At 72.3% G+C, this 12522-nt stretch carries 12 protein-coding genes and 1 pseudogene; 10 read left to right on the plus strand and 3 right to left on the minus strand.

Annotation, left to right across the window (positions count from 1 at the left end; all coding sequences use genetic code 11):
• Window positions 1–77: 77 nt before the first annotated feature.
• The gene (locus tag ABZY44_RS22005) at window positions 78–1583 is read left to right on the plus strand and encodes a fatty acyl-CoA synthetase (protein ID WP_356656329.1); all 1506 of its coding nucleotides are present in this window, start codon (window positions 78–80) and stop codon (window positions 1581–1583) included.
• A 53-nt stretch (window positions 1584–1636) separates the two neighbouring features.
• Here the strand turns inward: ABZY44_RS22005 and ABZY44_RS22010 are convergent, their stop codons facing one another.
• Both ABZY44_RS22010 and paaK read right to left on the minus strand, forming a co-directional pair.
• Complete coding sequence (locus ABZY44_RS22010; protein WP_356656397.1) at window positions 1637–2383, minus strand: YhjD/YihY/BrkB family envelope integrity protein; 747 nt, start codon at window positions 2381–2383, stop codon at window positions 1637–1639.
• Between the two features lie 183 nt (window positions 2384–2566).
• A complete protein-coding gene (paaK, locus tag ABZY44_RS22015; RefSeq protein WP_356656399.1) occupies window positions 2567–3826 on the minus strand; it encodes a phenylacetate--CoA ligase PaaK in 1260 nt (419 codons plus the stop codon).
• Window positions 3827–4012: 186 nt separating this feature from the next.
• Between paaK and ABZY44_RS22020 the strand changes: the two genes are divergently transcribed.
• Both ABZY44_RS22020 and ABZY44_RS22025 read left to right on the plus strand, forming a co-directional pair.
• The gene (locus ABZY44_RS22020; RefSeq protein WP_356656331.1) at window positions 4013–4897 is read left to right on the plus strand and encodes an alpha/beta hydrolase; all 885 of its coding nucleotides are present in this window, start codon (window positions 4013–4015) and stop codon (window positions 4895–4897) included.
• Window positions 4898–4993: 96 nt separating this feature from the next.
• The gene (locus ABZY44_RS22025) at window positions 4994–5212 is read left to right on the plus strand and encodes a hypothetical protein (protein WP_356656333.1); all 219 of its coding nucleotides are present in this window, start codon (window positions 4994–4996) and stop codon (window positions 5210–5212) included.
• A 38-nt stretch (window positions 5213–5250) separates the two neighbouring features.
• Here ABZY44_RS22025 and ABZY44_RS22030 read toward each other — a convergent pair whose 3' ends face one another.
• On the minus strand, window positions 5251–6882 hold the full coding sequence (locus tag ABZY44_RS22030; RefSeq protein WP_356656335.1) for an acyl-CoA synthetase: 1632 nt from the start codon (window positions 6880–6882) through the stop codon (window positions 5251–5253).
• 174 nt (window positions 6883–7056) lie between these two features.
• Between ABZY44_RS22030 and ABZY44_RS22035 the strand changes: the two genes are divergently transcribed.
• From ABZY44_RS22035 to ABZY44_RS22065, 7 genes and pseudogenes are all read left to right on the plus strand, one after another.
• Window positions 7057–7857, plus strand: coding sequence for a crotonase/enoyl-CoA hydratase family protein (locus tag ABZY44_RS22035; RefSeq protein ID WP_356656337.1), 801 nt, complete (start codon window positions 7057–7059; stop codon window positions 7855–7857).
• Window positions 7858–8059: 202 nt separating this feature from the next.
• Window positions 8060–9028: an OB-fold domain-containing protein gene (locus ABZY44_RS22040; protein ID WP_356656339.1), complete on the plus strand. Its 969-nt coding sequence runs from the start codon at window positions 8060–8062 to the stop codon at window positions 9026–9028.
• A complete protein-coding gene (locus ABZY44_RS22045; protein WP_356656341.1) occupies window positions 9028–10101 on the plus strand; it encodes a thiolase domain-containing protein in 1074 nt (357 codons plus the stop codon). The genes ABZY44_RS22040 and ABZY44_RS22045 overlap by 1 nt, the downstream gene beginning before the upstream one ends.
• Window positions 10098–11264: a thiolase domain-containing protein gene (locus ABZY44_RS22050; protein WP_356656343.1), complete on the plus strand. Its 1167-nt coding sequence runs from the start codon at window positions 10098–10100 to the stop codon at window positions 11262–11264. The genes ABZY44_RS22045 and ABZY44_RS22050 overlap by 4 nt, the downstream gene beginning before the upstream one ends.
• Before the next feature lie 131 nt (window positions 11265–11395).
• Entirely contained in the window at window positions 11396–11635 is a 240-nt protein-coding gene (locus ABZY44_RS22055; RefSeq protein ID WP_356656345.1) for a DUF397 domain-containing protein, read from the plus strand.
• Between the two features lie 303 nt (window positions 11636–11938).
• The gene (locus tag ABZY44_RS22060) at window positions 11939–12205 is read left to right on the plus strand and encodes an RNase A-like domain-containing protein (protein WP_356656401.1); all 267 of its coding nucleotides are present in this window, start codon (window positions 11939–11941) and stop codon (window positions 12203–12205) included.
• A 12-nt stretch (window positions 12206–12217) separates the two neighbouring features.
• Window positions 12218–12451: pseudogene (locus ABZY44_RS22065) on the plus strand (hypothetical protein); the annotation flags it as partial.
• Between the last annotated feature and the right edge of the window lie 71 nt (window positions 12452–12522).

Below are 12522 nucleotides of genomic sequence, written 5' to 3' on the forward strand. Positions count from 1 at the left end.
CGTCGGGTGTTCGAGCCGGAGTTTCGCGAGAGTTGCGGTCATTGACCTCGCGCCCACGAGGAGACGAGGATCCCGGTATGACGGCAGTGCGGAAGAACACGGTCGACGGACTGGTCCACGACAGCGCGCGGCGCGTCCCCCACCGGGTGGCGGTCCGCTACCGCGAGCGGGCCTGGACCTACGCGGAACTCGACGCGGCGGTCTCCACGGGCGCGCACGTGCTGCGGGAGCGGTACGGACTCGCGGAGGGGGAGCGGGTCGCGACCTACGCGCACAATTCCGACGCCTACCTCGTCGCCTTCCTCGCGTGCGCCCGGGCCGGTCTCACGCACGTCCCGGTCAACCAGAACCTGACCGGCGAGGACCTCTCCCACATCCTGGAGAACTCCGCGAGCTCACTGGTCCTCGCCGACCCGGGCCTGGCCGGCCGGGTCCCCGAGGGGTTCGCCGTACGACCGCTGCGCGACGCGCCCGGATCCTTCCTCGCGGAACTCGCCGAACCGGCGCCGTACGCCGTCCGCGCCGCCGACCCGTCCCGCCTGGCGCAACTGCTGTACACCTCCGGGACGACCGCCCTGCCGAAGGGCGCGATGATGACGCACGAGGCGCTGTGCCACGAGTACGAGAGCGCGATCGACGCCCTGGACCTGGGGGAGGAGGACCTGCCGGTCCACGCCCTGCCGCTGTACCACTCGGCGCAGACGCACGTGTTCCTGCTGCCCTACCTGGCGGTCGGCGCGCGGAACACGATCGTGGACTCCCCGGTCGCCACGGAGATCTTCGACCTGGTGGAGGCGGGGGAGGCGGACAGCCTGTTCGCGCCGCCGACGGTGTGGATCGGGCTGGCGAACCATCCGGACTTCGCGGTCCGTGACCTCTCCGCGCTCCGCAAGGCGTACTACGGGGCCTCGATCATGCCGGTGCCCGTCCTGGAGCGGCTGCGCGCGCGGCTGCCGGGGCTCGGCTTCTACAACTGCTTCGGCCAGAGCGAGATCGGCCCGCTGGCCACGGTGCTGCGGCCGGAGGAGCACGAAGGCCGGATGGACTCCTGCGGGCGGCCGGTACGCCACGTGGAGGCGAGGGTCGTCGACGAGGACGGGGCTCAGGTGCCGGACGGTACCGCCGGTGAGGTCGTCTACCGGTCCCCGCAGTTGTGCCGGGGCTACTGGAACGACGCGGAGGCGACGAAGAAGGCCTTCCGGGACGGCTGGTTCCGCTCGGGGGACCTGGCGGTCCGGGACGCGGAGGGGTACTTCACGGTCGTGGACCGGGTGAAGGACGTCATCAACTCCGGGGGCGTGCTGGTCGCCTCCCGCCAGGTCGAGGACGTGCTGTACACGCATCCGGGCGTGGCGGAGGCGGCGGTGGTCGGCCTGCCGGACGAGCGGTGGATCGAGGCGGTCACGGCGGTGGTGGTGCCGCGCGACGGCGTGACGGAGGCCGAACTGCTCGCGTACGCCCGGGAGGAGCTGGCCCACTTCAAGGCCCCGAAGCGCGTGGTCTTCGTGGACTCCCTCCCGCGCAACGCGAGCGGAAAGATCCTCAAGCGCACCCTCCGCGACCGCCTCTCCCCTCCCGCCTGACCGCTTCCTTCCCTCCCGCGCGCTCCCGGCGCGCCGGTATGCCGGTGTGCCGTTCATTCCTCCGGCAGGAGGCCCGCGGTGCGCAGGCGGCGCGCGGTGAGGTGCTCGTGGACCAGACGGCCCACCAGGGCGCCGCCGTAGACCACGAAGCCGACGCCGACCAGCCAGGACTGGACGACCAGGAGGGTGCCGAAGGGGCCGTAGGTCACGGCGTTGGAGGCGATCAGCGGCGAGAAGACCAGCTGCGAGAAGATCCGCAAGCCGAGGAGGCCGAGGCTGGTGGCCGCCGCACCCGGGAGGAGCGCACGCCAGCGGACCCGTCCGCCGAGGAGGAGGCGTTGGGAGGTCCAGAAGAACAGGCAGGTGCCGATGAGATCGCCCGTGGCGCCCAGGACCGTGCCGGAGGCGTTCTGCAAGGGTGCGGGGATGAGGACCAGCAGCCCGAGATAGCAGACCAGCAGGCCCAGCCAGACGACGTGCCGCCACATGGTGTGCCAGCGGGCCGTCGGCAGGTCCCAGACCTTCTCGTACCCCGTCTGTACGGCGGAGCCGAAGGTCAGGCCGAAGACGGCCAGCGCGGCGAGGCCGAAGGCGGTGGTCCGCTCCAGCGCGAGGTCCGCGGCGCCGAACACCATCTCGACCCGCTCCCGGGAGTACGCCGTCACCCCCAGGGCCTGGCCGAGCCAGCGGCCGAAGCCCGAGCCGCTGCCGGGCGCGGCGGCCGCGACGACGATCAGCAGCGGCACCAGGGTCAGGAAGCCGAGGGCCGCGAAGCCCATCGCCCGGTGCATCAGTTCCATCTCCCGGCCACGGCTCCAGGCCAGCCCGGCCGGGGAGGCCCGCAGACGGTCGGGAAGCAGCCGGAAGATCGAGGTCACGCCCTTCCCCTACCCGCAGGGGCCCGCCGGCTCCCGGCACGTCCCCCGAAGTGGCCCCGAAAAGGTGGTTTCGGCGACGGATCCGGCGGTGTGCGGGCACTGCGCTCAGGCTCCCCGGAGATCCACCAGGCGCTTGATCTTGCCGACCGACCGCTCCAGGGTCTCCGGATCCACCACCTCCACCGTCACCGAGACGCCGATGCCCTCCTTGACGGCCCGGGCCACGGCCACGGCCGCGGCCTCCCGCTGACCGGCGTCGCTCTCCCGGCGCGCCTCCACCCGTACCGTCAGTGCGTCCATGCGGCCTTCCCGGGTCAGGCGGAGCTGGAAGTGCGGGGCCAGGGCGGGGGTGCGCAGGAGCACCTCCTCGATCTGCGAGGGGTAGAGGTTCACTCCGCGCAGGATGATCAGGTCGTCACTGCGGCCGGCGATCCTCTCCATCCGGCGGAAGGCCGGGCGGGCGGTACCGGGCAGCAGCCGGGTCAGGTCCCGGGTGCGGTAGCGGATGACGGGCATCGCCTCCTTGGTGAGCGAGGTGAACACCAGCTCCCCGGCCTCGCCCTCCGGCAGCACGGCTCCCGTCAGCGGGTCCACCACCTCCGGGTAGAAGTGGTCCTCCCACACGTGCAGACCGTCCTTGGTCTCGGCGCATTCCTGCGCGACGCCGGGGCCCATCACCTCGGACAGGCCGTAGATGTCCACCGCGTCGATGTGCAGCCGCTCCTCGATCTCGCGGCGCATCTCCTCGGTCCACGGCTCGGCACCGAAGATCCCCGTACGGAGCGAGGTGGAGCGGGGGTCCACGCCCTGGCGCTCCATCTCGTCCAGCAGGGTCAGCATGTACGAGGGGGTCACCATGATGACCTCCGGACGGAAGTCCTGGATCAGCCGGACCTGGCGGTCCGTCATCCCGCCCGAGGCGGGCACGACCGTACAGCCCAGGCGCTCCGCGCCGTAGTGCGCGCCCAGGCCGCCGGTGAACAGGCCGTACCCGTAGGCGATGTGGACCATCTGGCCGGGTCTGCCGCCCGCCGCGCGGATCGAGCGGGCGACGACGTCCGCCCAGGTGGACAGATCGCCCTCGGTGTATCCGACGACGGTCGGCCGGCCCGTGGTGCCACTGGACGCGTGGACGCGCCGCACCTCGGAGCGCGGGACGGCGAACATGCCGAAGGGGTACTGATCGCGGAGATCGCTCTTGGTGGTGAAGGGGAAGAGGGCCAGATCGGCGAGGGAGCGGCAGTCGTCGGGATGCAGGCCGGCCTTGTCGAAGGACTGCCGGTAGAAGGGCACCCGCTCGTACACCCGGTGCAGGGTCGCGCGCAGCCGCGTGAGCTGGAGCGCGGCCAGCTCGTCCCCGCTCATCCGCTCGGCCTCGTCGGCGCCGCGGCCGACAGCGCCGCCGCGGCCCTCCTCGCCGCGCCCCTTCGGAAACGTGTTCATGCCGTCCACCCCTCTGCCGAGCCAACCGACCGATCATTCGGTAGATTGCCGGACCCGGGCGCCCAAATCAATTACTCGAACGGGTGATCGTCTGCTGGGATTGCTCCCATGTCGATCTCCACGCCCCGCACCCGCACCTTCACCAGCTACGACGGAACCGAGCTCGCCTACCACCTCCGAGGTGAAGGGGAGCCGCTCGTATGCCTCCCCGGCGGTGCCATGCGGGCTTCCGCGTACCTGGGCGACCTCGGCGGACTCTCCGCCGGGCGCCGGCTCGTCCTGCTCGACCTGCGCGGCACGGGCGACTCCGCGATTCCGGCCGACCCGTCCACGTACCGGGCCGACCACCAGGTCGCCGACATCGAGGCGCTGCGCCTCCACCTCGGCCTTCCGACCGTGGACCTGCTCGCCCACTCCGCCTCCGGAAGTCTCGCCCAGCTCTACGCCGCGGCGCACCCGCAGCGCGTCCGCCGGCTCGCGATGGTCACCCCGACCTGCTGGGCCGTCGGCCTCGAGGACTCCCCCGAAGACCGCCTGGCGGAGGTCCGCCGACGGGCGGGCGGCGAACCGTACGACACGGCCATCGCGGCCTACGAGCGGGCGCTCGCGGCGTTCGCCGCCGGAGGCTCCCCCGACGAGGCCGACTGGGCGGCGGCGATGCCGCTCGCCTACGGGCGCTGGGACGACACGGCGCGGGCCCACGCGGCCCTGAGCCCGGTCCAGAAGAACGCCGGGGCGTCCGCCGCCTTCGCCGGCCCCGGGGCCTTCGACCCGCCCGCCACCCGGGCCGCACTGAGCCGGGTCACCGGCGAAGTGCTGGTACTGGCCGGAGAGCTGGACTTCAACCCGAGGCCCGCGCTCGCCGCCCGCCTCGCCGCGCTCTTCCCGAAGGGCGTCGTCGATTCACAGAAGGACGGCGGGCACTTCCCGTGGCTGGACGACGCGCCGTGGTTCGCGGCCCGGATCGAGCGGTTCCTGGCCACCGGGGCCTGAGCGGCGGCCGTCGGACCGGGGGCGTACGGTCGAAACAGACGCCCCCGGCGAAGGAGCCCCTGGCGAAGACGCCCCTGGCGAAGGGAGGCCGCGGCCATGCCCGTCATCGACCCCGCGGTATCGCTGCGGCTCGGTGCGCCGGGCGCGCGCCGCCTGGCCGGCCTGCTCTCCGAGGTCGCCCACCTGTTGGAGGATCCGGGCGGCCCGCTCCGGCTCACGGACGCCCAGGCCGACGCGCTGGGCCAGGGCGTGGACCGGCCCGAGCTGACGGCCTGGACCCGCGGCCTCGCGGCCGAACTGCTCAGCAAGCTCTGAGCCGGCCCTCACGGCACCCGCCCCGCACACCCGCGCGGTCAGCGCGCCGCGTCCGCTTCCGTCGCCACCGACTTCGCCCACCGGTAGTCCGCCTTGCCGCTCGGGGAGCGCTGGACGGCGGGGGTGACGACGAGCTGGCGCGGAATCTTGTAACCCGCCAGCTTGGTGCGGCAGTGGGCCTGGATCTCCTCGAGCGTCGGCTCGGGCGCGCCCTCCCGGATCTGGACGACCGCGGCCACGTGGCTGCCCCACGTGGCGTCGGTGACCCCGGCCACCAAGGCGTCGTAGACGTCCGGGTGGGACTTCAGCGCCTGCTCGACCTCCTCCGGGTACACCTTCTCGCCGCCCGTGTTGATGCACTGCGAACCGCGGCCGAGGACGGTCACGATGCCCTGCTCGTCCACCGTCGCCATGTCGCCGAGCAGCACCCACCGCTCCGATCCCTTCTGGAAGAAGGTCTCGGCGGTCTTGGCCGGGTCGTTGTAGTAGCCCAGCGGCACGTAGCCGCGCTGCGCGAGCCGCCCCGGCTCGCCCACCGGCACGGGCTCGTGGGTGACCGGGTCCACCACCTGAGTCCGCTCGTTGACCTCCAGCCGGAAGCCCTTCTCCGGGCCGGAGTCGTTCGTGGCCCGCCCGTTGGAGCCGGACTCGGAGGACCCGAAGTTGTTCAGGAGCACCACGTTCGGCACGAGTTCCTGGAACTCGGCGCGCACGGTCTCCGACATGATCGCTCCGGACGAGGAGACGCTGAACAGGGAGGACAGGTCCGTGCCCTTCAGCGGTCCCTTCAGGGCGTCGATGAGCGGCCGCAGCATGGCGTCGCCCACCAGCGACACGCTGGAGACCTTCTCCTTCGCGATCGTCCGCAGCACCTCCTCGGGCGCGTACTTGCGGTGGATGACCACCCTCTGCCCGTAGTTGAAGGCGATGAACGAGGTCAGCGTGGACGTGCCGTGCATGAGGGGCGGCGCGGGGAAGAACGTGAGCCCCGCGCCCTTCGACGCGACCCGTTCGGCCAGCTCCTCGGGCCGCTTCACCGGCTCGCCGGACGGTTCGCCGCCGAACAGCCCCGCGAAGAAGAGGTCCTCGGCGCGCCACATGACGCCCTTGGGCATGCCGGTCGTGCCGCCCGTGTAGATGATGAACAGGTCGTCCGGCGAGCGGGGAGGGAAGCCGCGCCCGGGCGATCCGGCCGCTTCCGCGTCGGCGTACGCGACCGGTGCGATCGCCGGCTCCGGAGCGCCCTCGGGGGTCGGCCCGACCCGGATCAGGTGGCGCAGCTTCGTCGTCTGCGGCAGCGCCGCCGCGACCCGCTCGGTGAACTCGCCCTCGAAGACGAGCGCGGCGAGGTCGGCGTCGTTGTAGAGGTAGACCAGCTCCTCCTCCACGTACCGGTAGTTCACGTTCACCGGTACCAGACGGGCCTTGAGGCAGGCCAGCACGGTCTGCAGGTACTCGATCCCGTTGTAGAGGTGCAGGCCCAGGTGCTCGCCGGCCTTCAGGCCGCTCTCCAGCAGGTGGTGCGCGATGCGGTTCGCCGCCGCGTCCAGCTCCGCGTACGTCAGGCGGCGCTCGGCGCCGGTCCCGGGGTGGTCCACGTACACGAGGGCCTCGCGGTCCGGGACCACGTCCACGACCGACTCGAACAGGTCGGCAATGTTGTACTCCACCGGTCCTCCTGACCCAGAAAATCCCATGGCTGGTCTGCTCGGCGGTCATTAGAGCCGCGCCAACCCCAACTGGGAAGGGGACCGTCCAATAAATCTGACTGGGTGTCAGAAAACTATTGAACTGCACCCGCCCCTACTGCAACCTGTTCTAGGTCTTGAGACGGGAGGACGGCAATGGGTGGGACCGAACACCTCACCGTGGAACGCCACGGCGCCACGCTGGTGCTCACCATGAACAGGCCGGAGGCGAAGAACGCGCTTTCGCTACCGCTGTTGGTGGGGCTGTACGACGGCTGGCTGGAGGCGGACGCCGACGACGGGATCCGCTCGGTCGTGCTGACGGGCGCCGGCGGGGACTTCTGCGCCGGCATGGACCTGAAGGCACTGGCCGGCAAGGGCATGGAGGGCGACCAGTACCGGGACCGGCTCAAGGCCGACCCCGACCTGCACTGGAAGGCGATGCTGCGCCACCACCGGCCGCGCAAGCCCGTCATCGCGGCGGTCGAGGGCTACTGCGTGGCCGGCGGGACGGAGATCCTCCAGGGCACCGACATCCGCGTGGCGGGGGAGGGCGCGACCTTCGGACTGTTCGAGGTCAAGCGCGGGCTCTTCCCGATCGGCGGCTCGACGGTCCGGCTGCCCCGGCAGATCCCGCGCACGCACGCCCTGGAGATGCTGCTGACCGGGCGGCCCTACGCCGCCGAGGAGGCGGCGCGGATCGGGCTGATCGGGCGGGTGGTGCCGGACGGCACCGCGCTGGCGGCTGCCCTGGAGATCGCCGAGCGGATCAACGCCTGCGGTCCGCTGGCGGTGGAGGCGGTGAAGGCGTCCGTCTACGAGACGGCCGAACTGACCGAATCGCAGGGGCTGGCGGCGGAACTCCTGCGGGGGTGGCCGATCTTCGACACCGCGGACGCCCGGGAAGGGGCCCGGGCCTTCGCCGAGAAGCGGCCCGCGCTGTACCGGCGGGAGTAGCCGGCCGGTCCCCGCTCCCGTCCGGCGGCGCCGGACCCGGCGCGGGTGCGGCGCCGTTGCCGGGGGCCGGACCCCGGCCCCCGCCGCCCGATCCGGCGGGGCTCGATCCGGCTCCGCCCCTGGCCCCGCGCCTCGATCGCCTGCGGGCGCAGTCCGCCCCGCAGGGCCGAACCGTTCCCGTCCCGAGCATCGGAGACCCTCCATGACAGCCCCGTCCCCACCCGAGATCCTCCGCGCGCCCCTCGTCGTCGAGTTCCCCTTCACCCGGTCCCTCGGACCCGTCCAGAGCGCCTTCCTCACCGGACTGCGCGAGGGCGTCGTCCTCGGGGTCACCACCACCGACGGCAAGGTGATGGTGCCGCCGGTCGAGTACGACCCCGTCACCGCCGAGGAGATCCGCGACCTCGTCGAGGTCGGCGCCACCGGGACGGTGACCACCTGGGCCTGGAACGGCACCCCGCGCCCCGGCCAGCCCCTCACCACCCCCTTCGCCTGGGTCCTCGTACGCCTCGACGGCGCCGACACCGGGATCCTGCACGCCCTCGACGCCCCCGGGCCGCAGGCCGTGCACACCGGCATGCGGGTCCGGATCCGGTGGGCCGCGGAGCGGGTCGGGGCGATCACCGACATCGCCTGCTTCGAGCCCGCGGGGCCCGGCGAAGGAGACGGAACCGCGCAAGCGGCCCCGCACGAAGGGGAGTTCGCCGACGCCGTCACCGGCATCGTCGCCCCGGCCCGCCTGGACTACACGTACAGCCCCGGCCGCGCGCAGACCGCGTACATCAACGGCCTCTCCGACCGGAAGACCATCGGCGAGCGCTGCCCCTCCTGCCACAAGGTGTACGTGCCCCCGCGCGGCGCCTGCCCCACCTGCGGGGTCGCCACCACCGACCGGGTCGAGGTCGGCCCGGCGGGCACGGTCACCACGTACTGCATCGTCAACATCAAGGCCAAGAACCTCGACATCGACGTCCCCTACGTCTACGCCCACATCGCCCTCGACGGCGCCGGCCTCGCACTCCACGGCCGGATCGGCGGCATCCCCTACGACCAGGTCCGCATGGGCCTGCGCGTGGAGCCCGTGTGGACCGAGGGCGGCCGCTACCCCGACCACTACCGCCCCACCGGTGAGCCGGACGCGGACTACGACGTCTACAAGGAGCTCATCTGATGGCCACGCCGAGCAGCAGCGGGCACGCACGGGAAGTGGCCGTCGTGGCCTTCGCGCAGAGCGACCACCTGCGCCGCACCGACGAACTCAGCGAAGTCGAGATGGTCATGCCGGTCCTGCACCGGGTGCTGGCCCAGACCGGCCTCAAGGCGGGCGAGATCGGCTTCACCTGCTCCGGTTCCAGCGACTACCTCGCCGGCCGGGCCTTCTCCTTCACCATGACCCTCGACGGGGTCGGCGCCTGGCCGCCCATCTCCGAGTCCCACGTGGAGATGGACGGGGCCTGGGCCTTGTACGAGGCCTGGGTCAAGCTCCAGACCGGCGAGGCGGACACCGCGCTCGTCTACTCGTACGGGAAGTCCTCCCCGGGCTCGGTACGGGACGTCCTGACGCGCCAGCTCGACCCCTACTACGTGGCTCCGCTGTGGCCCGACGCCGTGGCCCTGGCCGCCCTCCAGGCGCAGGCCCTCATCGACGCGGGGGAGACCGACGAAACCGCGCTCGCCGCGATCGGCGCCCGCAGCCGGGCCGCCGCGAGCGGCAACCCGCACGCCCAGCTCAGCGGCTCCGTCGCGCAGGGCGACTACCAGGTCGCCCCGCTGCGCACCGGCGACTGCCCGCCCGTCGGCGACGGCGTGGCCGCGGTCGTCCTGGCCGCCGGGGACGTGGCCCGGCGGCTGTGTGCCAGGCCCGCCTGGATCACCGGCATCGACCACCGCATCGAGGCGCACGGCCTCGGGCTGCGCGACCTCACCGACTCCCCGTCCACGAGGATCGCCGCCGAGCGCGCGGGGGTCTTCGAGCGGCCGGTGGACACCGCCGAACTGCACGCGCCGTTCTCCTCCCAGGAGGTGGTGCTCCGCAAGGCCCTCGGACTCGACGGGAGCGTGTCCGTCAACCCGTCCGGCGGCGCGCTCGCCGCCAACCCGATGATGGCCGCCGGCCTGATCCGGATCGGCGAGGCGGCCGCCCGGATCCACCGCGGCGAGTCCGACCGGGCCCTCGCGCACGCCACCTCCGGCCCCTGCCTCCAGCAGAACCTGGTCGCCGTCCTGGAAGGGGACCGAGCATGAGCAAGGAGCCAGTGGCCGTCGTCGGCATCGGCCAGACCAAACACGTCGCCGCCCGCCACGACGTGTCCATCGCCGGGCTGGTCCGCGAGGCCGCGGCCCGCGCGCTCGCGGACGCCGAACTGTCCTGGGCGGACATCGACGCGGTCGTCATCGGCAAGGCCCCCGACTTCTTCGAGGGCGTGATGATGCCGGAGCTGTACCTGGCGGACGCCCTCGGCGCGGTCGGCAAGCCCATGCTCCGGGTGCACACCGCCGGTTCGGTGGGCGGGTCCACGGCGCTGGTCGCCTCCAACCTGATCGCCGCCCGCGTGCACCGCACCGTCCTGACCCTCGCCTTCGAGAAGCAGTCCGAGTCCAACGCCATGTGGGGGCTCTCCCTGCCCGTTCCCTTCCAGCAGCCGCTGCTGGCCGGGGCAGGCGGGTTCTTCGCCCCGCACGTGCGCGCGTACATGCGGCGCACGGGCGCCCCCGACACCGTCGGCTCGCTCGTGGCGTACAAGGACCGGCGCAACGCGCTGAAGAACCCGTACGCGCACCTGCACGAGCACGACATCACGCTGGAGAAGGTCCAGGCCTCGCCCATGCTGTGGGACCCGATCCGGTACTCCGAGACCTGCCCGTCCTCCGACGGCGCCTGCGCGATGATCCTCACGGACCGGGCGGGCGCGGCCCGTTCGCCGAAGCCGCCGGCCTGGGTGCACGGCGGGGCGATGCGCAGCGAGCCGACGCTCTTCGCGGGCAAGGACTTCGTGTCCCCGCAGGCGGGCAAGGACTGCGCGGCCGACGTCTACCGGCAGGCCGGGATCACCGACCCGCGCCGGGAGATCGACGCGGTCGAGATGTACGTGCCCTTCTCCTGGTACGAGCCGATGTGGCTGGAGAACCTCGGCTTCGCGGACGAGGGCGAGGGCTGGAAGCTCACCGAGGCCGGGGTCACGGAACTCGACGGCGACCTGCCCGTCAATCCGTCGGGCGGCGTCCTGTCCACCAACCCGATCGGCGCCTCCGGCATGATCCGCTTCGCGGAAGCGGCCCTCCAGGTGCGCGGGCAGGCCGGAGAGCACCAAGTCCCGGACGCGCGCAGGGCGATGGGGCACGCCTACGGCGGCGGGGCGCAGTTCTTCTCGATGTGGCTGGTGGGATCGCAGCCGCCGTCCTCCTGAGGACGGCGGCCCGCGGAAGGCGGTTTCCCGTAAGGGTGCCGCACAGGCCACGAGTGACGCACCGTGGCCTGTGCGGCACGGCGTGCGATCGCTAACCTGACCCGGGGACGACGTACGGGAGGAGTACGCACGTGGCAGAGAGCACGATTTCGCAGGCGCCGGCCGGCTGGGGAAAGCCGGACCTCGATCTGACCGAGGCGGACTGGCAGTCGAGCAGCCGGGGGGAGGGCGACGTCCAGATCGCCTTCGTGGAGGGGTTCATCGCGATGCGCAACGGCGACCGGCCCGGGAGTCCCTCGCTGATCTTCGCGCCGGACGAATGGCACAAGTTCGTCCTGAACGCGCGGGGCGGGGAGTTCGACCTGACGTAGCCGCAGCAGCGCGGACGCACGCCCGGCGCGGCCCGGCCGCCACCTTCGCGGTGGCGGGCGGGCCGTACGGTCATATCGGGAGGAAAGGCGGGGTGTCCGTATGAGTGGAGAGAGCGACCTGCGGAAACGGGTGAGGGGTATGCGCCCCCTGAGGTTCTGCAGGTAGGGCACGATTCGGTCAGGTCGCTGTAGAGGGACACGCAGTTCACGAGCGGGACGAGGCGCTGGACCGTCCAGGAGACAGGCGCCGGCCCATCCGCTCCCCGCGAGCCGGCGACGGCAGGCACCGCCAGGGGCAGGGCGATCCCGGCCCGCGCCCAACAGGAGGTCATCAACCGCAACGAACAAGCGATCCACCGCTGGCTAGCCCAGGGCACCCGCCTCCGGATCACCCTCGAAGCGGCCTGGCCCTCCCGTCCCGATCCGGTCGGCCGCGTCCTGCTCCAGGCCATGGCCTTCGCCGGGCACGAGCCGCCCGTGGACGTACGGGCCGCGCGGGTGGTGCTCCGGCGCGTGCCCGACGCACCCCAAGGCTTCGTCGTGCACACCACCGTCCCGATCTACCTGTAGAGGCCGTCCCCGATGTCCATGAAGCCCATCGACTTCGACCGCCGCTATGGCGAGCTGGACCACGTGGTCAGCGCGTACCTCGGTCAGCCCGCAGACGACGGGCAAGACCGGCCGAGCCGCGCTCTCACGGCGTACCTGCGGCACACCTTGCACACCCGCCCGTGGGCTCTGTCCGCCGCGGAGCAGCAACTGCGCGCCTACGCCAACAATCCACCCGGTCGGCTGCGTCAGCGGCTCGGCGAGTGGTGCGGCTGCGCACTCCACCCAGAGCAGCTTGCCCGCGCGCCCTCCGTCGAGGCGGTACGAGCCGTATCTGT

Origin of the sequence: Streptomyces sp. NPDC006544 (assembly GCF_040611715.1) — a bacterium.
Lineage (GTDB): Bacteria > Actinomycetota > Actinomycetes > Streptomycetales > Streptomycetaceae > Streptomyces.